This window comes from Lentzea sp. NPDC055074 (assembly GCF_053608005.1).
The window spans coordinates 37,876-56,520 of record NZ_JBSGUQ010000001.1 but is presented as its reverse complement, the minus strand read 5'-3'; the positions used below and the strand labels follow the sequence as shown (position 1 = coordinate 56,520).

The following is an 18,645-nucleotide window of genomic DNA, read 5'->3' as shown; positions in this document are numbered from 1 at the left end:
CCGACCTTATGCCCAATTGGTATGTACCACTTGGCTGATACCCGTCGTACGGTCTGCCCGCAATCACCCTGCATGCAAGGAGCGGACATGAACCGCAAGCTCATCGCCGCCGCCACGGCGGCGGTCACAGCGGCCGGGCTGACCATCGCGGTGGCGCTGACGTCCAGCGCCACCGCGGCCGACACGGCCGACCCCGCCGTGCTGGCCGCGATGGCCCGTGACCTCGGCATCTCCTCGGAACAGACACGCGAACGGCTCGACGCCGAGAAGGTCGCGGGCCAGACCGACGCGGCACTGAAGTCGCGCCTCGGCCCGGCGTACGCCGGGTCCTGGCTGGACGGCACCGGCCACACCCTCACCGTCGCGGTCACCGACCCGGCACTGGCGAGCGCGGTGCGCTCGCGCGGCGCCGTCGCCACCACGGCCAAGCACAGCGCGTCCGCCCTGGACAGCGCGAAGACCAAGCTGGACGCCAAGGCCACCAGCGCCCCCGACGCCGTTCCTGGCTGGTACGTCGACGTGCGCGCCAACAAGATCGTCGTGCTCGCCCACGCCGGTGGCGCGGAGCAGGCCAGGGCGTGGGCGGCCGAGGCGGGCCTCCGCAGCGACGTCGTCGCGGTCGAGGCCAGCACCGAGGATCCCAAGCCGCTGATCGACATCATCGGCGGCAACGCCTACGGGCTTCCCGGCGGCGGTCGCTGCTCCATCGGCTTCGCCGTCGAGGGCGGCTTCGTCACCGCGGGCCACTGCGGAGCCACCGGCGGCCGCACCTCCAACCCCGGCGGCACCATCCAGGGCAGCAGCTTCCCCGGCAACGACTACGCCTGGGTCCGCGCCGACGCGGGCAACACGCCGCGCGCCCTGGTCAACCGCTACCCGGGCACGGTCCCGGTCGCGGGCTCCCAGGAGGCCCCGGTCGGCTCCTCGGTCTGCCGCTCCGGCTCCACCACCGGCTGGCGCTGCGGCACCATCCAGCAGAAGAACGCCTCGGTCACCTACCCCGAGGGCACCATCACCGGCCTGACCCGCACCAACGCCTGCGCCGAGCCCGGCGACTCCGGCGGCTCGTGGCTGACCGGTGACCAGGCCCAGGGCGTCACCTCCGGCGGGTCCGGCAACTGCCAGTCCGGCGGCACCATCTACTTCCAGCCCGTGGCCGAGATCCTGCAGGCCTACAACCTGCGCCTGGTCACCTCGGCCGGTCCGACCACGACCACCCCGCCGACCAGCACGACCACGACCACGACCACGCCGCCCGGCGGTGGCGGCTCGTGGGCCCCGTACACCAACTACGGCACCGGCTCCCAGGTCACCTACGACGGTGCGACCTACCGCGTCATCCAGCCGCACACGTCCGTGCCCGGATGGGAACCGCCGAACACCCCTGCCCTCTGGCAGCGGCTCTGACAGCAGCGTCCCCCCGGCGGCTATCACCCGTCGGGGGGCTTGCGTTTTCTTCGGGTTACCGAGCGGGCTTCGATCACCGTTTGACACAATGGGCGAATGGCACTGGGTTACGTCTTCGCTGTGCTGGCTACCCTGGCGTCAGGTAGTGGCTCGATCCTGGAGTCACAGGGTGTCCGGCGTGCCGGCGCGTACGGCGGAAGGTCTCTCGACCTCATCGCCCTGCGGCGCCAGTGGCTGTACTTCCTCGGTCTCGGTGTGAACCTGCTGGGGTTCGCCTGCGCGTCCGCGGCGTTGCACAGGCTGCCGTTGTTCCTCGTCCAGTCCATGCTCGCGTTCAGCGTCGGCGTGACCGCCATGATCAGCGCTTTCATGGGCACCCGCCTCCGCAAGTCGGGCTGGGCCGCGCTGCTCGTCGGCGCGACCGGCCTGGTGATGCTGGGCGTGTCCGCGGAGCCCGGTCCCGCGACGGCGCTGTCACCGCAGTGGCGGTGGATCCTCGTGGCCACCCCGATCCCGGTGGCGGCGATCGCCCTCTACGCCCGGCGCCACCACCGCGTCTGGGCCACGGTGGCACTCGCGTTCGGCTCCGGTGTCTCCTACAGCGTCGTCGGCATCTCGGCCCGCACGCTCCACCTCCCGGACGCCGTCTGGCGGCTCGTCCTGGAACCGGCGGCCTGGGCCATCGTCCTCAACGGACTCACCGCGGCGGTGCTGTTCGCGATGGCGTTGCAGAAGGGCGGCCCGACCGGGGTCACCGCCGTCATGTTCACCACGAACACGGCGCTGTCGTCGTTCGTCGGACTCGTCTACCTCGACGACCGCGTCCGCGACGGCTACGTGGCCGCCGCGACCATCGGGTTCGTCCTGGCCTTCGCCGGAGCGATCGCCGTCGCGCGCTACTCGGCCGACACCCGGCAGAAAGAACGCCCGAGGACGCCGGCCGGCGCGCGGGCGTGAGACGCCCGACAGCGAGGACGAGCGATGAGGCCGCTGACCTTCAGCGACGACAAGGACACCGAGCAGGAGTGGCTGCCCGGCGGTAGCGAGTCCGCCGCGGACGCCTTCCTGGGGTTCGTCGCCCGGCACCGGGCCGCGGACAACACGTCGTTCTCCATGGAGGACGCGGTCAGCGAAGAAGCGCTCGTGTTCATGGTGGACATCGGCGCCATCTGCCGGGTCAGGGGCTGGCAGGACTCGTACACCGAGTTCCGGGTCGTCACGACCGGTGGTGATCACCGGACGCTGGCGGCCGAGTTCGCCCGCGGCGGGTTCACCGCGCTCGACCACCACGGGCCCTGGCTGCCGGACGCCGACAGCTTCCTGCAGGCTCGATCGGCCCACCTCGCGCACCGAGCCGCACGGGGCGGTGCGGAGCGGGAACGAGGTCGTGCCGAAGAGCTCCGGTCCGAGTTCGACCGGTCGGTGCTGCGGCGGACGCACCCGCGCGAGCTGCGCCGGCGCCTGGAGGTCCTGGCCCGCGTCGACGGACGCGAGCCGGTCACGGTCGACGGCGTCACCCACTACGGCTACGGCACCGTCAACGCCTGGTTCACGGCTGGCGGCCGCGGCCTGGTGCTCACGTTCGACCGCGCCAGCGCTCTCCGCCCCACCGCGGCGCTGTACGACGGCGTCCCCGAGGACCTGCTCGCCCTGGTGAGGAACGTGCCGGAGTCGGCCACGACGCCCACCGTCCCGCATCCCGGCGGCGGCACGGTGGTGGCCGCGACCGGGATCTTCACCTTCTCCGGCCCGTGCGCGATGGCGGACGGCCTGGTGACGCGCCTGCGGGAGGACGGGCTGGGCATCGAGGCCACCGGGACGGGCCGGCTGCTCGATCCCTTCCTCGCGGTGCGGGACCTCACCCCCGAGGCGGTCGCGGAGGCGGGGGAGTGGAGCCCGGAGGACATCGCGAAGGGCTTCGCCGCCACTCCCGCTCCGGACGAGGGCCGGGCCGCCCCACTCGACCCCGATGCGCTCACCGGCTTCTGCCAGATCTGGGCCGACTCCGGCTACAACGACCGCTGGGACGTGCACTACGTCCTCTTCGACAGCCGCACGCTCGAGGAGGCGGGTCCTGCCCGGGACGACCTCCTGGAGCTGGTCCGGACACTCGGACTCGAGCGCGTGGACACCCCACCGGGAGCGGCCACCGGTGAGGTGTGGGTCCGCACCGACCCCCGGATCGACGCGGAGCTCAGCAACTGGGCGTGAACCGCCGAGCGCGGATCACGCCGCCCACGTTGCGTGCCGCACCACTAGAGCACCCGGCGCCGCACCCGCCGGGCGCGGATCACGCCGCCCACGTTGCGTGCCGCACCGCTAGAGCACCCGGCGCCGCACCCGCCACACCACCACGCCGATCAGGACCGCCGCGACGCCGGAGAACAGGGCCGCCTCGACGAGCTGGAACGTCCAGAACCGGTCGGCCGGGTGGTAGACCTCGAACCGCTGGAGTCCCTGTGAACGCAGGAACTGGGTGAGGTTGGTGCCGGCCCGGTCGGCCGCGGCCTCCAGCTCGGAGTACTCGGTCGAGCTCAGCCTGCGCCCGGTGGCGTCCGCGTAGCCCTGGTCGATCGTCCAGTCCGCGACGCCCGCCTGGTCCTTCGCGCCGCCGGCGGGGATCGGTCCGGTGGTGGTGAGCGGCGTGGCGTACGCGGGACGGGCCACCAGCGCCACCAGCATCCGGGCGGCGAGGAACGCCCCGAACGCGACACCGAACGCGGGCAGGCTGCGCCGCAGGATCGCTCCCGCGGCGGTGGCGACGCCGAACGCGAACAGCGCGTACGCCACCGGAACGAGTCCTTCGAGGTCGAAGGCGTCGTACTGCAGGCGCCCTTCCCACGCGTCGAACGGCTGCCGGAACCAGGTGAGCACCGCGGTGAACATCGCGGTGAGCGCGATGGTGACACCGGCCAGCGCCGCGAGCTTGGCCGCCAGCCAGCGCATCCGCGGCACGGCCTGCGTCCAGGCGAGCTGCCAGGTGCCGTCCTCCAGTTCGCGCGCGAGCAGCGGCGCGCCGAGGAACGCGCCGATGACGAGGGGGACCAGGTAGAAGGCCGCGAGGAGGTTCTCGACCCACCCGTACTCGTCGTCGAGCCGGCGGAAGGAGGCCGTGCAGGCGTCGCCGGCCCCGGCCTCGCCCACACACGCCGAGGGACCGCCGGGGAACAGGTCGTGGGCCTGCGTTCCGAGCACGAGCAGGGCGATGCCGAACAGGCCGAGGAGCACAGCCAGGACGCCGGCCTCGGTCCGGTGCTGGCGCCAGATCAACCAGGTCATGCCGCCCCCTCCGCCGGTCGGCGCAGGTACGCCAGCACCAGGTCCTCCAGCGAGACCGGCTCGGCCTGCCATCCGGGCGCGGCCGGGATCGCGCCGTCGCGCACCAGCAGGGTCGTGTGCCGGTCGCTGTGGACGGCCTGCACGACGGTGCCGGACCGGTCGAGGTCGGTGGCCGTGCGGGGGCCGACTAGCAGCCGGTGCTCGGTGAGGAGGGTGTCGATGTCACCGGTGAGCGTGACCCGGCCCTGGTTGAGCACGATCAGGTGGTCGCAGACGCGCTCCAGCTCGTGCACGACGTGGGAGGAGAACAGCACGGTCACCCCGTCCTCGGCGACCGCGCCCATGAGGACCTGCAGGAACTCGTGCCGGGCCAACGGGTCGAGGCTCGCCACCGGCTCGTCGAGGACGAGCAGGTCCGGCCGCTTCGCCAGGGCCAGCGCCAGGGCGACCTGGGCCTGCTGCCCGCCGGAGAGCGTGCCGGCCCTGCGGTCGAGCGGGATGTCCAGCTTCGCCAGCCGGCGCTCGGCCAGCCCCTGGTCGAACCGCAGGTTGCAGGCCCGGCCGAAGCGGAGCATCTCGGCGACGGTGAACCGCTTGTACAGCGGGTGGTCCTGGGCCAGGAACCCGATGCGGGACAGGGTCTGCGGGGTGCTGGCGGTGACGTCCTGACCGAGGACCTCGACCGTGCCGGTGCTCGGTGCCAGCAACCCGACGACCAGGCGCAGCAACGTGGTCTTGCCCGCGCCGTTCGGGCCGACCAGGGCGATCACGCCGCCCGGCGGCAGGGCCAGGGTGCAGTCCCGCAACGCCCAGCCCTTGCGGTACCGCTTGCCCACGCCGTCGGTGCGCAGCGCGAACTCGGTCGCCGTCACGCCACGTCCTCGTTCCTGATCTCCTGGTGGACGGACGTGAGAAGCGCGTCGACCGCCTGCTCGTCGAGGCCAGCCGCGTAGGCGCGCCGCAGCCAGGTCGCGAGGCCGCGGCGCAGCGACGTGTACGTCGCCGCCGACATCACGGCCGACTGCTGTTCGTCGACGAACGTGCCGTGGCCGGGCCGGCCGGTGACCAGGTTCTCCTGCTCCATCTGCCGGTACGCCTTGGCGACGGTGTTCGGGTTGATCGCCAGGTCCTCGACCACCTCGCGGATGAGCGGGAGGCGGTCACCGGGCTGGAGGAAGCCCAGCAGCACCGCCTGCCGCACCTGCTGGACGAGTTGCAGGTACGGCGGCACGCCGGAATGGGTGTCGAGCCGGAAGACGAACACGGTAGCCCCTCACTGCTTTACTAGTAACCTAGTAAAGCAGGAGGAGGACGATCAAGCGAGCTGGTGCGCCGGGGAGGCCACCGGCCATCTCCAGGCGGTTCGGGCGACCACGGCCAGGAGCACGGCCTCGATGAGGCTGCCGGCGATGTAGTAGACCCAGGTCTCGCCGATGCACGACGCGATGACGGTGATCGCGTAGAGGCAGCTGACGACGATGTTGACGACCCGGTTGACCCGTGCCGGGAGAACGAGTGTCAGCAACACCATCAAGATCGGCGGCACGATGTAGACCGTCGTCAGGATCAGGAACGTCTGGTCGATCGTGAACGGCGTGGACGAGACCTTGCCGTCGAGCGCCGCGGTGAGGAGATCAGCGCGGAAGAACCCGAAGATGTCGACGTAGGCGAACAGGAAGAGCGTCGTGGCCCACAGGCCGCTGAGCACGAGCTTCACATCGACCGGGGTGTCCTGGTAGTGCTTCGGTGTCGTCACGCGATCCGCTCCTCTGGTGGGTGAGGAGGTCCAGTGTCATCGCGCCGGGCCTGCGGCACACCGGTGTCCCGGCCAGTGTCGTCCTGGCCGAAAAGCCAGGGCCGGGCCTGCCTTTCCGGCCGATCCGCCGTCCCCTCCGAAGCTCTAACCTGGTGCGGGTGAAGAGAACGCCCGGTTGGTCGTGGACGGAGCCCGACGGCGGGAGCCCACCGTTCCGAGTGTGGCGCGACTGGGTGCTCGTCGCCGTGGTGATGGCGTCGGCGACCGCGGAGGTCGTCGTCCGCGACGACATGATGTGGCGTCCCGCCGGTGTCGTGCTCGGTGTGACGTCGGCGCTCGCGTTGCTGTGGCGGCGAGTTCGCCCGCTCGCCGCGGTGGGGCTCGGCTTCGGCGGGGTGATGCTGCTCGACCTGGTGGCCGTCTTCGTCGGCGGCGCTCCCTTTTCTCTGAACGTGAGCGCGTTCGTCGTCGTGGTCCTCGTGTACGCGCTGTTCCGGTGGGGGACGAGCCGGCAGACCGCGATCGGGCTGATGGTCGTGCTGCTGGCATGGCTCGTCGCCGTGACGTCCGACTTCCCCGGCGTCGTCGAGGCCGGCGGTGGCCTGCTCGTGTTGTTGTTCCCCGCCGCTCTCGGCGTCCTGGTCCGCTACGGGCGCATCGTCCGGACCCAGCGGTTCGAGCAGGTCCGGTTCCACGAGCGGGAGATGCTGGCCCGGGAGCTGCACGACACCGTCGCTCACCACGTGTCCGCCATCGCCGTTCAGGCGCAGGCGGGCCGGTTCCTGGCCGGTTCGCGCGACCTCGACGGTGCTTCCAAGGCGCTCGAGGTCATCGAGGCGGAGGCGTCGCGCACTCTGAGGGAGATGCGCTCCATGGTCGGCTCCCTGCGCCGTGGCAACGACATGCCGGAGGTGTACGCCCAGCGCGGCGTGGCCGACATCCAGGGTCTGGCCACAGTGGACGGGGACCGGGGCCTGAGGGTCGACGTGGAGCAGTCCGGCGATCTCGGCGACCTGCGCCCCTCGGTCGCGACGGCGCTGTACCGGGTCGCCCAGGAGTCGGTCACCAACGCGATGCGGCACGCACGGCACGCGACGCGGGTGCACGTCCTCGTGGACGGCGGCGCCGACACCGTGCGGTTGAGCGTCAGCGACGACGGCGAACGCGGTCCGTCCAACTCCCGTGTGCCAGGCTATGGACTCGTGGGCATGGCCGAACGCGTGACCTTGCTCGGAGGAACCCTCGAGGCGGGTCCCGGGCCCGACCGCGGCTGGACGGTCCACGCGGTGATCCCGAGGCGAGAGGCGGTCGCATGACCATCCGCGTCATCATCGCCGACGACCAGGACATCGTCCGGGCGGGACTGTCCACGATCCTCGACGGTCAGCCCGGCATCGAGGTCGTCGGCCAGGCCGCCGACGGCGTGGAGGCCGTGGCGCTCGCCCGCGGGCTGCGCCCCGACGTGTGCCTGTTCGACATCCGGATGCCGCGCCTCGACGGCGTCGAGGCGACCCGCCTGCTGGCCGGACCCGATGTCGAGGACCCTCTGGCCGTCGTCGTCATCACCACCTTCGACACCGACGAACACGTGAGCGGCGCGTTGAAGGCGGGTGCGAAGGGCTTCCTGCTCAAGGACGCCGGACCCGGCCTGCTGGTCCAGGCCATCCGCGCGGCGGCCGAGGGCGACGCCCTGATCGTTCCCAGCGTCACCGCCCGCCTGCTCGCCCGCTTCGCCGACTCCGCGTCTCCCTCGAAGCGGGCCGTGCCGCACGTGGCGCTGACCGACCGGGAGGAGGAGGTCGCGCTGACCGTGGCCCGCGGCCGGTCCAACGCCGAGATCGCCGCCGAGCTCCACATCAGCCTCAGCACCGTCAAGTTCCACCTCGCGAGCCTCATGAACAAGATCGGGGCCCGCAACCGCGTCCAGATCGCCATCTGGGCGTACGAGACCGGGCGAGTACGGCCCTGAACGGTCGTCAGACGGCACGTGGCCGGCGGAGAACGCGGCGCACGTGGCTGTGGGCCGTGGTCACCGCCGCGAACGCCACCGCCGTCTTCGCGACGATCGGGAGGAGTCCGAAGAGGACGGACATGGCCATGAGCGAGCCCCGCGGCAGCAGATCGTTGATCGGCTGGAGCGTGTACGTGGTCGCGCTCGCGATCACCAGGGCGGTGAGCACGCCGCGGCCTCCCGCGCGGCGCAGGACCGCGACGGCGGTGGCGACGAGCGCGACGGCCATGCCGATCGGGAGGGCCTGGGAGTCGAGGTCCATCGGGAAGGACTGCCTGCTGTAGGCGGGCACCTGCGTCGCGCCGGTCGCGACCGCGAAGGCCGCGCTGACCGGTGCGGCGAGCGCGGCGATGCGTCCGGCCGCCGCCCACTCGCCCCGGTCAGGCCGAAGAGTGGGCGCGAGCAGCACGAGCAGGGCGCCGACGACCACGGTCGTGCGGGCACCCGGTCCTTCGCCCACGTCCGGTGCGAACGACGCGGTGAGAGCCGTCGCGGCCGCGAAGACCTTGGCGGACGTGGTGTGGTCCAGCAGCGCCGACATCAGGACGCCGAGCCAGGACGTCGTGGTGATCGCGAGCGCCAGGTGGTCCAGCGCCGAGCCGACGCGCACGGCATCGGTCAGGCCCGTGGCGTCGAGGGCGACCAGTGCCCAGACCGCGACGAGGTAGGCGGTCACCAGGGCCGCGACCGGCATCGTGGCCGCGGCCGTCGCGCCGCGGAGGGCGTCACCCGCGGCACGCACGTGAGCCCGCGCGGCGCCGCGCAGCAGGCTCGCGCGTTCCCGTGCGGTGGGCCGGATCTGGCCGGGCTCCGCCATCTCGCACAGGGTGCCCAGCATCTCCTGCTCGCGCTCGGCGCGGTAGGCGGCGGGGTACCAGCGGAGCAGCCTGCGGTAGGCCTGTTCCAGGCGGGAAGCGGGGTCGGGGAGGGCCACGAACGAGCTCCTTCGGGTTCGGGGTGGTTCAGGCGAGACCGGCGGCGGGATCCGCGCCGAAGCCGAGGCCGCGGTCGGCGCGGGCGCGAAGTCCTGCCGCGGCGGCGTCGGCGTTGGCGCGCAGCCGTGCGGTCTCGCCCGCGAGAACACCGGCGCCGGTGTCGGTGAGCCGGTAGTAGCGGCGCAGGCGGCCGTCGACGACCTCTTCGCGGTCGAGCTCGATCCAGCCGTCGTCCTTGAGCCGGTCGAGCGCGCCGTACAACGTGCCCGCCTGCAGCCGGACGCGGTCGCCCGAGAGCGCCGCGACGGCCTGGACGATGCCGTAGCCGTGCAGCGGTTCGGTGGTCAGCGACGTGAGGATGAAGAACGTGGGTTCGCGCAGCGGCATCGGCACGCCGTCAAGCTACAGCGCCCGACATATATCGGCAACCGACCTATGGTGTGCGTCGAGCCCGTTCTTGACCCGGTGGTGGCGTGCGCGGCAGTGTGCAAGGAGGAAAGCGATTTCCAGGGGGTGGGTGTGGCACAGCCGAAGGCGTTGGTGGTCCGCGGTGGGTGGGAAGGCCACGAGCCGGTGAAGGCGACCGAGTTGTTCATCCCGTTCCTGGAGCACAGCGGCTACGCCGTGCGGGTCGAGGAGTCGACCGAGGTGTACGCGGACGCCGATGAGATGGCGCGCACCGACCTGGTCGTGCAGTGCGTGACGATGTCGGAGATCACCACCGGGGAGCTGGCCGGGCTGCGCGCGGCGGTCGAGGCGGGTACCGGGTTCACCGGCTGGCACGGTGGCATCGCGGACTCGTTCCGCGCGTCGTCGGACTACCTGCACCTGGTGGGCGGCCAGTTCGTCACGCATCCGGGCAAGGAGCCGTGCGAGCGCCGAGGCGAGCAGGAGGACAACTTCCTGCCGCACGAGGTGAACATCACCGCGCTCGGCCGGGAGCATCCGATCACCGCGGGCGTCGAGGACTTCGAGCTGGTCAGCGAGCAGTACTGGGTGCTGCACGACGACCTGGTCGACGTGCTGGCCACCACGACCCACCCGGTCCGGCCGTGGCATCCGTGGCACCGGCCGGTCACCTGCCCGGCGATCTGGACCCGCCGGTGGGGCGCGGGGAGGATCGTCGTGACCACGCCGGGACACAGCCTGGACGTGCTGGAGCATCCGAGCGTCCGCACCGTCATCACGAGGGGGATGTCGTGGGCGACCCGCACCGCGTCGGCATCGTAGGTCTCGGGTTCATCTCCGGCGCGTACCTGACCACGCTCCGCGACCACCCCGCCGTGCGCGTCACGGCGGTCGCCGACCTCGACGCCACCCGCTCGGCCGCGGTCGCGGCCGGCCTCCCGGGCGCCGAGGCGGTGAGCGTCGAGCGCCTGCTCGGTGGGGACGTCGACACGGTCCTCAACCTCACCGTGCCCGCGGCCCACGCCGAGATCACGCTCCGTGCGATCGACGCCGGCAAGAACGTCTTCGTCGAGAAACCGCTCGCCGTCACGTTCGCGGACGGCCGAGCGATCATCGACCGGGCCGCCGCGGCCGGCGTCCGGGTCGGATGCGCGCCGGACACCGTTCTCGGCACGGGTACGCAGACCGCGCGGGCGGCGGTCGACGGCGGGCTCATCGGGCGTCCGATCTCCGCGTCGGCCGTGATGGTCACGCCTGGGCACGAGCGCTGGCACCCCGAACCCGACTTCTACTACACCGCGGGTGGCGGTCCGTTGATGGACATGGGGCCGTACTACCTCACCGCGCTGATCCACCTGCTCGGCCCGGTGCGCGCCGTGCTCGGCGCGGCCAGCCGCCTGCGCGCCGAGCGCGTCGTCGGTTCCGGTGCGCGAACGGGGGAGCGAGTCCCGGTCGAGGTCGACACCCACGTCACCGGCGTGCTCGAACACGCCGACGGCGCGCTTTCCACGATCACGACCAGTTTCGACGGGGTGGCCACCACCGCCGCACCGATCGAGGTGCACGGCGAGACCGGCACGCTCGCGGTCCCGGACCCGAACCACTTCGACGGCGAGACCCGTCACTTCCCGCTCGGCGGCAGCGAATGGCGAACCCTTCCCGCGAGCGCGGGCTACCGGGGAGCGGGAAGGGGAACCGGCCTCCTCGACCTCGTCGCGTCCGGCACGCCGCGCGCCGGCGGTGAGCTCGCGCTGCACGTGCTCGAGACGATGACCGCCCTGCTCCGGTCAGCGGACGAGGGCCGGCGGATCGAGCTGACGACCACGGTGCGGCGGCCGTCGCCGGTGCCCCTCACCTAGCGGCGGATGAGCCCGAGGTCGGCGGCGGTGGCCACGGCCGCGGTGCGCGAGTCGACATCGAGCTTGGTGTAGCAGCGGGCCAGGTGCGACTTCACGGTGCCTTCGGTGAGGTGCAGGCGTGTGGCGATGGCCCTGTTGGACAGACCGTCGGCCACCAGGACGAGGACCTCGGTCTCCCGCCGGGTCAGCGCGCGGTCCGGCGCGCGCATCCGGGTCAGCAGCCGGTCGGCGACGGTGGGTGCCAGCGTGGTGCGGCCGGCCGCCGCGGTGCGCACGGCGGCCGCGAGGTCCTCGGGCAGCGCGTCCTTGAGCAGGTACCCGGTGGCTCCCGCCTCGATGGCGGGCACCATGTCGGCGTCCGTGTCGTAGGTCGTGACGATCAGTACTCGGGGCGCGCCGGGTCGTGCCGTGATCGCCGCCGTGGCCTCGGCACCGCTCATCCCGGCGCCGAACCGCAGGTCCATCAGGACGACGTCGACGTCGTCCCGGGCGGCCCGTTCCACCGCCTCCTCCGCGGTGGCGGCCTCGGCGACCACGACGAGACCGGGTTCGGTCTCCAGCACGGCCCGCAGGCCCGCGCGCACCACGGGGTGGTCGTCTGCCAGCAGGAGTCGGATGGTGGTCATCGCCGGGCCTCGGTGGACCGGGCCAGGGGGACACGAGCGGCCAGGGCGGTGCCGCCACCGGGCGTCGACTCGACGGTGAGGGAACCGCCGAGCGCACTGGCACGGGTGCGCATGGCCGCCAGCCCGAACCCTCCCTCGCCGGGGTCGGGAGCGGGCAGCGCCGCGGGGTCGAAGCCGATGCCGTCGTCGACGACGGCGAGCGCGATCTCGTCGCCGAGGTAGCTCAGGGTGATCTCCGCGGTGGCGGCCTCCGCGTGCCGGACGGTGTTGCCGAGCGCGGCCTGGGCGATGCGCAGCAGGGCGACCTCGGGCGCGGTCGGCAGGGGGACCGGCTCCCCGGCGAGGTGGAAGCGCGCGGTGATCCGGTGACGGGTGCTGGTGGTGGCGCACAGGCGTTCCAGGGCGCCCGCGAGCGTGGTGTCGTCCAGGGCGGGCGGGGTGTGGGCTGCGACGAAGCGGCGGGCCTCGGCGAGGTTGTCCGCGGCGGCCTGGCGGGCCTGCTCCACGTGCCGGGCGGCCTTGCCGGGACTGTCCGGAAGGGACCGTCCGGCGGCGTGCAGCAGCAGTTGGATGCTGGACAGGCCCTGGGCGAGGGTGTCGTGGACCTCGTGGGCCAGGCGTTCCCGTTCGGCCAGGACGCCCGCGGTGTGCTGGGCCGCGGCCAGGTCGGCGCGGGTCGCGGTGAGCTCGTCGATCAGCCGCCTGCGCCGCTCGCTCTCCCGGTACAGCGCCTGGTACCCCCGGACGACGGCCACCGCCACGGCGGCGCCGAGCGCGGGCCCGATCACGGCGGCCGGGTTGAAAACGCCCTGGTGGGCGACGAAGGCGGTGATCGCGGTCAGCGCCGTCGCGGTCACCGCGACGAGCCCCGTCCTGCGCGGCAACAGGTGCAGCTGGAGGAAGTACAGGGGGAAGGCGACCCACACCCCGTCGGCGGTCAGGAGCACCAGCGCCAGCCACAGGACACCGACGGCACCCAGCCACCCCGCGGCGGCCCGCCGGGACGTCCGGACGCCGGGGAGCAGCGGTCCGGCCGCGTACACCGCCGCGCACAGCACCGCCACCGCGACCACCGCGGCGGCGTGGGGCCGCGCACCGAGCACCGCCCGTGCGGCCGCGAGGACGAGCAGGGCGACGAACAGCAGGTGCAGGCACCAGGTCAGCACGCGGTTGACCGGTGTTGGAGCGGGAGCGGCGGTGTTCACAGTGCGTTCCAGGCTAGCCAGCGCCGGCGCCGTTCGCCTCTGTCGAAAGGTGGAGGCGGCGTGCCGTCTTCCGGCTCGGGAAGTGCCATCGCGGGCCAGATGCCGCGACACCCCGCCGCCCACGACTGTGGGGAGCACCTGATGTGCTCGTGGGAGAGGACTGATCGACGCCGTGTTCGTCGCCTGGAGAGACCTGAAACACGCCAAGGGGCGCTTCGCGCTGATGGGGTCCGTCATCGTGCTGATCACGCTGCTGGTCGGCCTGCTGTCCGGGCTGACCGCCGGGCTCGGCCTGCAGAACGTCTCGGCGGTCACCGGCCTGCCCGCCGACCGGATCGTCTTCGCCGAGCCCGGCGAAGACCGCGAACCGTCCTACGCCGACTCGGCTGTGACCGCGACGCAGTGGCGGCAGTGGTCCGCCACCCCCGGAGTCACCAGCGCCGAACCGCTCGGCATCACCACCACCAAGGCGTCCGTTCGTGACCGGAACGCAGGTGTCTCGGTCTTCGGCGTCCGGCCCGGATCGGCCCTGGCCCCGGACAGCGGCCGGCTCACCGGCCAGGCCGTCGTGCTGTCCGCCCCGGCCGCCGCGGACCTGGGAGCCGAAGCGGGGGACGACGTCGTCCTGGCCAGACGGACGCTGACCGTGGCCGCCGTGACCGGTGACGCGTTCTTCAGCCACACCCCGGTCGTCTGGACGACCCTCGACGTGTGGCGGGCCACCGCTCCACCGTCCACGGGCGAGAGTCCACTCGCGACGGTCATCGCCCTGACCACCACGTCCGACGCCGCCGTGGCGAGCACCGACCAGACCGCTGGTACGAGAACGGTCACCAAGGACGACTCCCTGGCCGCGATCGGCTCCTACACCTCCGAGAACGGCTCCCTGCAGCTGATGCGCGGCTTCCTGTTCGCCATCTCCGCCCTCGTCATCGGCGCGTTCTTCACCGTCTGGACCATCCAGCGCAGTGCGGACGTCGCCGTCCTCAAAGCCTTGGGCGCCACCACGTCCTGGCTGCTGAAGGACGCACTGGGCCAGGCGGTCGTCCTGCTCGCCGGCGGCACGCTGACCGGCACGGCGCTCGCCGCGGCCCTGGGCGCCGCACTGGCCGGGTCCGCGATCCCGTTCGTCCTCACACCCGCCACCGTCGTGGTCCCGGCCGCCGTGACGATCCTGCTCGGAGCCGCGGGCGCCGCGCTGGCCATCCGCCGCATCACCTCCGTCGACCCGCTGATCGCCCTGGGGAGCGCCCGATGAGCCTCGACCTGACCGGCATCACCCTCACCTACCCGGACGGCGACACCCGTCTCACCGCGCTGGACCACGTGACCCTGGCGGTCCCCAGAGGCAGCCTGACGGCGGTGGTTGGCCCGTCCGGTTCCGGCAAGTCCAGCCTGCTCGCCGTCGCCGCCACCCTCGTCACCCCCGACGCCGGCACGGTCGTCGTCGACGGCACCCCGACCACCGGCCTGACCCGAGGCGAACTGGCCGACCTGCGCCGCCGCAGGATCGGTGTCGTCTTCCAGCAGCCCAACCTGCTCCCGGCCCTCACCGCCGTGGAACAGCTCCAGGTCATGGCCGAGATCGACGGCCGCTCCCCGTCGGCGGCACGCGGCCGTGCGCTGGACCTGCTCGACGCCGTGGGCCTGGCACCCCAGGCGGGCCGCCGGCCGCACCAGCTCTCCGGTGGCCAGCGCCAGCGGGTGAACATCGCCCGCGCCCTGATGAACGGCCCCGCGGTCCTGCTGGTGGACGAACCCACGAGCGCCCTGGACCACGACCGCGGAGCCGCCGTCGTCGAGCTCATCACCCGGCTCACCCACCAGCGGGCCACCGCCACCGTGCTGGTCACGCACGACCGCGCGCACCTCGTCGCGGCCGACCAGGTCGCCGAGGTCCACGATGGACGGTTGAGCGTGGTCTCTCGCACCAGTTGAGCGCGCGACTGGCCTGCGCACGCCCGGACATGTGGTGTGCGGGCGCACTTCATCGAACCCGGCAAGCGCAAAACGGGCCTGATGCGACGCCGGTTCCGGGCGCGAACTACCGAGGTGAGTGCGTGAAAGAACCGAAGGCGGTCACGGCCAGGCGAGTTGCGTCGGACCGGGCGGAGGAGTTCCCGGGTTTCGTCATCTGGCGCACACTGCACCTGCTTCGCAGGATCGGGCCGGTCCTCCAGGGAATCTGCATCGAACGAACCACGTCGGGAGACGAGTACTTCGCCACGGCCCACGTTCATTCGCTGGCGAGTGACTTTCCGGTTGTCTCGCTCACACTTGCTCAGCGACTGCTCGGTCCCGGCGGGCAGCCTGAACGACTTCGGTTCACGTGCCATGAAGCCGAGTTCCGTGCGGCGGCGGACGGGCTGAGAAGCCAGAGCACACTCTCCCTCGGCGAGCCGCCCTCGTTGGAACAGATCGTCAGGGAGTACCACTCGGTTGCCGTCGATCGGCGGACGAAGGGTCGTCCTCCGCTGTGCTGGAGATGATGGACAGCATTCTGATCGCGGCGGCCGGCGGCAGGACCGATCTCGTGGACGAGGGACTGCGCCTTGCGGATCAGCTCGCCGGTGTGTGGCCCAGGTCGAGACTTCCCCTCGAATGGGAGAGCAAGGAGGCGTCGAGTGGATCAACTTGTTCATTCGGGAAGACGGGTAAACGGATCGCCGCCGACGCGAGTCTTCCAAGGTGATGGCTGACTACGACGACTTCGCCCGAGCGCAACTGCCGCGGTTGCTGCGGTACGCGACGATGCTCACCGGCGAGCGGGAGCAGGCGGCTGATCTGGTGCAGGACGTGCTGGTGAAGGTGTACCGGCACTGGTCCCGGATCAGCGGCGCGGATCACCCCGACAGGTACGTGCTGCGGATGGTGACCAACGGCTACCTCTCCTGGCGACATAGCTGGTCCGCCCGTGTGATCGCCTCGGGCGACCTCCCCGAGGAGGCACGTGCGGACGACTTCGCGTCGGACCACGCCGCGCGCGAGGACATGTGGCAGCGCCTGTCGCGGCTGCCCAAGCGCCAACGGGCCGTGGTGGTGCTGCGGTACTACGAGCAGCTGCCCGACGACGAGATCGCCGGACTGCTCGGCTGCGCCCAGGCCACGGTCCGCGCACACGCCCACAAAGCATTGGCCTCACTGCGAAACGGCTTGGCCGTCGAGCAGATGGCGGAGGCCAGGGAGACAAGATGAACATCGAGAACCTGATCAAGGACACCTTCACGGCGCGCGAACACGACGCGCCCGACAGCGACGCGGTGCTGGCCGCGGCACGCCAGCGCATCGACAGCAGGCGCTCCGGCCTGAGCCGCCCGCTGGCCGTCGCCGCCGGTGCGACCGTGCTGACCCTGGGTGCGGTCACCGCCGTGGCGCTGAACCGACCGGACTCCGCGGACCGGTCCCAGACGATCGCCACCGCCGCCAACGCACCTCAGAGCAGCCAGACCTCGGCCCCTGCGGCCCCGGCCCCGGCGGGTCTGCGGATGCCCTACTCCCTGGGCTGGCTCCCGCCGGGCTCGGTCGCCTACCGGGCGCAGCGGATCAACGTCGGGTCCAGCGCGGACAACCCGGCCGCGCCCCTGTACGGCGGCGAGTACATGCTGACCGTCACGGCCGGCGGCCAGGTCCTGGAGGTCGACGTCCAGCAGTTCCGGATGGTGACGGTGGACGAAGCGGCGTTCAAGTCGGGTCCGGGCAAGCCCGTGACGATCAAGGGGCAGCGCGGGGTCGAGAGCTCGGTGTCCACCGGGCCGGGTGGGTACGAGCTGTACGTCGCGCACGCCGACGGCGGTTCGATGTACGTGCACGTGTCCGCCGCGCTGGGCAGCACCGCCCCCGAGCAGCAACTGATCGACGCGGGCCGCCGGATCGCGGAGAACATCCAGTTCCCGGGCACGACGACCATCACCCCGGCGTACGGCCTGCGCGACCTGCCCGACGGGATGCGGATCTGCGCCTTCAGCGTCGACCAGGGCCTGGACCGGTCCTCGGCCGTGCCGACGACCAACACGGGCTACTCGCTGGGCACCTGCACCGTCCAGCCGACGGTCCACGTCAGCAGCGCGGTCGTCGGCGAACCGAGCGGAACACCGGGACAACCCGTGCAGGGCCACGCGACGCGCTACTCCGACGACAACGGCTACCACCGGCTGTGGGTCCTCGACGCGCTCGGCGGACGTCCGGTCGTCGTCGCCGGCAAAGTGCCCGAGGCCGACCTGTACGACATCGCCAACCGGCTCGTCCTGCCGCAGTGACCGCGAGAACGGCGATGGCCTTTCCGGCCATCGCCGTTCGCAATGATGACGTTCTCTCGAACGGCGAGGATTCCGACGACCTCTCCGAACCCGGAACAGGTTGACGCACCGTGACGGCCATTCGCCCCGTTTCCGATTCTTTCACCGCGTTCGTCCGGATAACGGGCGACGTCAACCGTCAAGAGCGCTGAGCCGCTTCACGCCAATGGCAGGCGAGTGGGCATGACGGCCTTCCTTACGTTGGGTGGCGGAACCCCGAGGTTCCATTCTTCGCACCCTGCAAGCGAGGAGAACCCATGTTCAGGAAACTCGTCCTGTCCGTCGCGCTCGCCGCGGCCACGACCGTCGTCGCACCCCTGACCGGCCACGCGTCGGCGGCCGAGGGCCCGATCACCGCGGCGGCGGTCACCGTCTACTACGACACCAGCAGCGCGCCCACGTTCGCGAGCGCCATCCGGCAAGGCGCGGCGAACTGGAACGCGCGAGTGAGCAACGTGAAGCTCGTGGAGAACCGCAGCGCGGCCACCCTGCGCTACCGCGAGGGCAACGACCCGCGCGGTTCGTACGCCTCCACCAACGGCCACGGCAGCGGCACCATCTTCATCGACTACACGCAGGCGCGGCAGTACTACGTCACCCGTATCACCGCGCACGAGACCGGGCACGCCCTCGGTCTGCCCGACCACTACAGCGGCCCGTGCTCGGAGCTGATGTCGGGCGGCGGTCCGGGCACCTCGTGCACCGTCGCCTCACCGAACGCCACCGAGGCGGCCAGGGTGAACTCCTTGTGGGCCAACGGATTCGCCGGCACCTACGAGTGGAAGGTGATCTACGAGCAGATCCCCGTCCACTCCTGATCGAGCACGACCGCGAGGCCTGGGTCCTCTGTGGACCCAGGCCTCG

The 18,645-nt window shown here is 71.9% G+C and carries 21 protein-coding genes; 13 read left to right on the top strand and 8 right to left on the bottom strand.

Going from position 1 to position 18,645, the window contains the following annotated elements; translation table 11 throughout:
- Positions 1-87: 87 nt before the first annotated feature.
- From ACWF7A_RS00325 to ACWF7A_RS00315, 3 genes are all read left to right on the top strand, one after another.
- Positions 88-1,407 (top strand): alpha-lytic protease prodomain-containing protein, encoded by a 1,320-nt coding sequence (locus ACWF7A_RS00325; protein ID WP_452248194.1) that lies wholly within the window; start codon positions 88-90, stop codon positions 1,405-1,407.
- A 96-nt stretch (positions 1,408-1,503) separates the two neighbouring features.
- Complete coding sequence (locus ACWF7A_RS00320) at positions 1,504-2,364, top strand: hypothetical protein (protein WP_452248193.1); 861 nt, start codon at positions 1,504-1,506, stop codon at positions 2,362-2,364.
- 24 nt (positions 2,365-2,388) lie between these two features.
- Positions 2,389-3,618 (top strand): DUF6357 family protein, encoded by a 1,230-nt coding sequence (locus tag ACWF7A_RS00315; protein WP_452248192.1) that lies wholly within the window; start codon positions 2,389-2,391, stop codon positions 3,616-3,618.
- A gap of 108 nt (positions 3,619-3,726) precedes the next feature.
- Here the strand turns inward: ACWF7A_RS00315 and ACWF7A_RS00310 are convergent, their stop codons facing one another.
- The 4 genes from ACWF7A_RS00310 to ACWF7A_RS00295 are packed head-to-tail and all read right to left on the bottom strand — an operon-like array spanning position 3,727 to position 6,442.
- Complete coding sequence (locus ACWF7A_RS00310) at positions 3,727-4,686, bottom strand: ABC transporter permease subunit (protein ID WP_452248191.1); 960 nt, start codon at positions 4,684-4,686, stop codon at positions 3,727-3,729.
- Positions 4,683-5,558, bottom strand: a complete 876-nt coding sequence (locus ACWF7A_RS00305) for an ABC transporter ATP-binding protein (RefSeq protein ID WP_452248190.1) — start codon at positions 5,556-5,558, stop codon at positions 4,683-4,685. The genes ACWF7A_RS00310 and ACWF7A_RS00305 overlap by 4 nt, the downstream gene beginning before the upstream one ends.
- A complete protein-coding gene (locus tag ACWF7A_RS00300) occupies positions 5,555-5,950 on the bottom strand; it encodes a GntR family transcriptional regulator (RefSeq protein ID WP_452248189.1) in 396 nt (131 codons plus the stop codon). Before ACWF7A_RS00300 ends, ACWF7A_RS00305 begins: the two co-directional genes overlap by 4 nt.
- Before the next feature lie 51 nt (positions 5,951-6,001).
- The gene (locus tag ACWF7A_RS00295) at positions 6,002-6,442 is read right to left on the bottom strand and encodes a DUF6326 family protein (RefSeq protein ID WP_452248188.1); all 441 of its coding nucleotides are present in this window, start codon (positions 6,440-6,442) and stop codon (positions 6,002-6,004) included.
- Positions 6,443-6,600: 158 nt separating this feature from the next.
- On the opposite strand from ACWF7A_RS00295, the gene ACWF7A_RS00290 reads away from it, so the two are divergent.
- Entirely contained in the window at positions 6,601-7,758 is a 1,158-nt protein-coding gene (locus ACWF7A_RS00290) for a sensor histidine kinase (RefSeq protein ID WP_452248187.1), read from the top strand.
- Positions 7,755-8,411, top strand: a complete 657-nt coding sequence (locus ACWF7A_RS00285; RefSeq protein ID WP_452248186.1) for a response regulator — start codon at positions 7,755-7,757, stop codon at positions 8,409-8,411. The genes ACWF7A_RS00290 and ACWF7A_RS00285 overlap by 4 nt, the downstream gene beginning before the upstream one ends.
- A gap of 7 nt (positions 8,412-8,418) precedes the next feature.
- On the opposite strand, the gene ACWF7A_RS00280 is transcribed toward ACWF7A_RS00285, so the two are convergent.
- Together ACWF7A_RS00280 and ACWF7A_RS00275 are read right to left on the bottom strand one after the other, a co-directional pair.
- Positions 8,419-9,387 (bottom strand): hypothetical protein, encoded by a 969-nt coding sequence (locus ACWF7A_RS00280; RefSeq protein ID WP_452248185.1) that lies wholly within the window; start codon positions 9,385-9,387, stop codon positions 8,419-8,421.
- Positions 9,388-9,415: 28 nt separating this feature from the next.
- Positions 9,416-9,775: a PadR family transcriptional regulator gene (locus ACWF7A_RS00275; protein WP_452248892.1), complete on the bottom strand. Its 360-nt coding sequence runs from the start codon at positions 9,773-9,775 to the stop codon at positions 9,416-9,418.
- Positions 9,776-9,907: 132 nt separating this feature from the next.
- On the opposite strand from ACWF7A_RS00275, the gene ACWF7A_RS00270 reads away from it, so the two are divergent.
- Positions 9,908-10,618 (top strand): ThuA domain-containing protein, encoded by a 711-nt coding sequence (locus ACWF7A_RS00270; RefSeq protein ID WP_452248184.1) that lies wholly within the window; start codon positions 9,908-9,910, stop codon positions 10,616-10,618.
- The gene (locus ACWF7A_RS00265) at positions 10,588-11,655 is read left to right on the top strand and encodes a Gfo/Idh/MocA family protein (RefSeq protein ID WP_452248183.1); all 1,068 of its coding nucleotides are present in this window, start codon (positions 10,588-10,590) and stop codon (positions 11,653-11,655) included. The genes ACWF7A_RS00270 and ACWF7A_RS00265 overlap by 31 nt, the downstream gene beginning before the upstream one ends.
- Here the strand turns inward: ACWF7A_RS00265 and ACWF7A_RS00260 are convergent.
- Both ACWF7A_RS00260 and ACWF7A_RS00255 read right to left on the bottom strand, forming a co-directional pair.
- Positions 11,652-12,281, bottom strand: a complete 630-nt coding sequence (locus ACWF7A_RS00260; RefSeq protein ID WP_452248182.1) for a response regulator — start codon at positions 12,279-12,281, stop codon at positions 11,652-11,654. The two genes, ACWF7A_RS00265 and ACWF7A_RS00260, sit on opposite strands and share 4 nt — an antisense overlap.
- A complete protein-coding gene (locus ACWF7A_RS00255; RefSeq protein ID WP_452248181.1) occupies positions 12,278-13,486 on the bottom strand; it encodes a sensor histidine kinase in 1,209 nt (402 codons plus the stop codon). The genes ACWF7A_RS00260 and ACWF7A_RS00255 overlap by 4 nt, the downstream gene beginning before the upstream one ends.
- A gap of 172 nt (positions 13,487-13,658) precedes the next feature.
- On the opposite strand from ACWF7A_RS00255, the gene ACWF7A_RS00250 reads away from it, so the two are divergent.
- The 6 genes from ACWF7A_RS00250 to ACWF7A_RS00225 all read left to right on the top strand — a co-directional run bounded on the left by ACWF7A_RS00250 (position 13,659) and on the right by ACWF7A_RS00225 (position 18,599).
- Entirely contained in the window at positions 13,659-14,744 is a 1,086-nt protein-coding gene (locus tag ACWF7A_RS00250; RefSeq protein ID WP_452248180.1) for an ABC transporter permease, read from the top strand.
- A complete protein-coding gene (locus tag ACWF7A_RS00245; RefSeq protein ID WP_452248179.1) occupies positions 14,741-15,424 on the top strand; it encodes an ABC transporter ATP-binding protein in 684 nt (227 codons plus the stop codon). Before ACWF7A_RS00250 ends, ACWF7A_RS00245 begins: the two co-directional genes overlap by 4 nt.
- Before the next feature lie 122 nt (positions 15,425-15,546).
- Positions 15,547-15,975 (top strand): hypothetical protein, encoded by a 429-nt coding sequence (locus ACWF7A_RS00240; RefSeq protein WP_452248178.1) that lies wholly within the window; start codon positions 15,547-15,549, stop codon positions 15,973-15,975.
- A 202-nt stretch (positions 15,976-16,177) separates the two neighbouring features.
- The gene (locus ACWF7A_RS00235) at positions 16,178-16,681 is read left to right on the top strand and encodes a SigE family RNA polymerase sigma factor (RefSeq protein WP_452248177.1); all 504 of its coding nucleotides are present in this window, start codon (positions 16,178-16,180) and stop codon (positions 16,679-16,681) included.
- Positions 16,678-17,742, top strand: coding sequence for a hypothetical protein (locus ACWF7A_RS00230; protein WP_452248176.1), 1,065 nt, complete (start codon positions 16,678-16,680; stop codon positions 17,740-17,742). The genes ACWF7A_RS00235 and ACWF7A_RS00230 overlap by 4 nt, the downstream gene beginning before the upstream one ends.
- A gap of 296 nt (positions 17,743-18,038) precedes the next feature.
- Positions 18,039-18,599 (top strand): snapalysin family zinc-dependent metalloprotease, encoded by a 561-nt coding sequence (locus ACWF7A_RS00225; RefSeq protein ID WP_452248175.1) that lies wholly within the window; start codon positions 18,039-18,041, stop codon positions 18,597-18,599.
- Positions 18,600-18,645: the final 46 nt, after the last annotated feature.

Coding starts and splice junctions, on each gene's coding strand:
- ACWF7A_RS00325 (WP_452248194.1), top strand. CDS start 88: ATGAACCGCAAGCTCATCGCCGCCGCCACGGCGGCGGTCACAGCGGCC.
- ACWF7A_RS00320 (WP_452248193.1), top strand. CDS start 1,504: ATGGCACTGGGTTACGTCTTCGCTGTGCTGGCTACCCTGGCGTCAGGT.
- ACWF7A_RS00315 (WP_452248192.1), top strand. CDS start 2,389: ATGAGGCCGCTGACCTTCAGCGACGACAAGGACACCGAGCAGGAGTGG.
- ACWF7A_RS00310 (WP_452248191.1), bottom strand. CDS start 4,686: ATGACCTGGTTGATCTGGCGCCAGCACCGGACCGAGGCCGGCGTCCTG.
- ACWF7A_RS00285 (WP_452248186.1), top strand. CDS start 7,755: ATGACCATCCGCGTCATCATCGCCGACGACCAGGACATCGTCCGGGCG.
- ACWF7A_RS00275 (WP_452248892.1), bottom strand. CDS start 9,775: ATGCCGCTGCGCGAACCCACGTTCTTCATCCTCACGTCGCTGACCACC.
- ACWF7A_RS00260 (WP_452248182.1), bottom strand. CDS start 12,281: ATGACCACCATCCGACTCCTGCTGGCAGACGACCACCCCGTGGTGCGC.
- ACWF7A_RS00245 (WP_452248179.1), top strand. CDS start 14,741: ATGAGCCTCGACCTGACCGGCATCACCCTCACCTACCCGGACGGCGAC.
- ACWF7A_RS00235 (WP_452248177.1), top strand. CDS start 16,178: ATGGCTGACTACGACGACTTCGCCCGAGCGCAACTGCCGCGGTTGCTG.
- ACWF7A_RS00230 (WP_452248176.1), top strand. CDS start 16,678: ATGAACATCGAGAACCTGATCAAGGACACCTTCACGGCGCGCGAACAC.
- ACWF7A_RS00225 (WP_452248175.1), top strand. CDS start 18,039: ATGTTCAGGAAACTCGTCCTGTCCGTCGCGCTCGCCGCGGCCACGACC.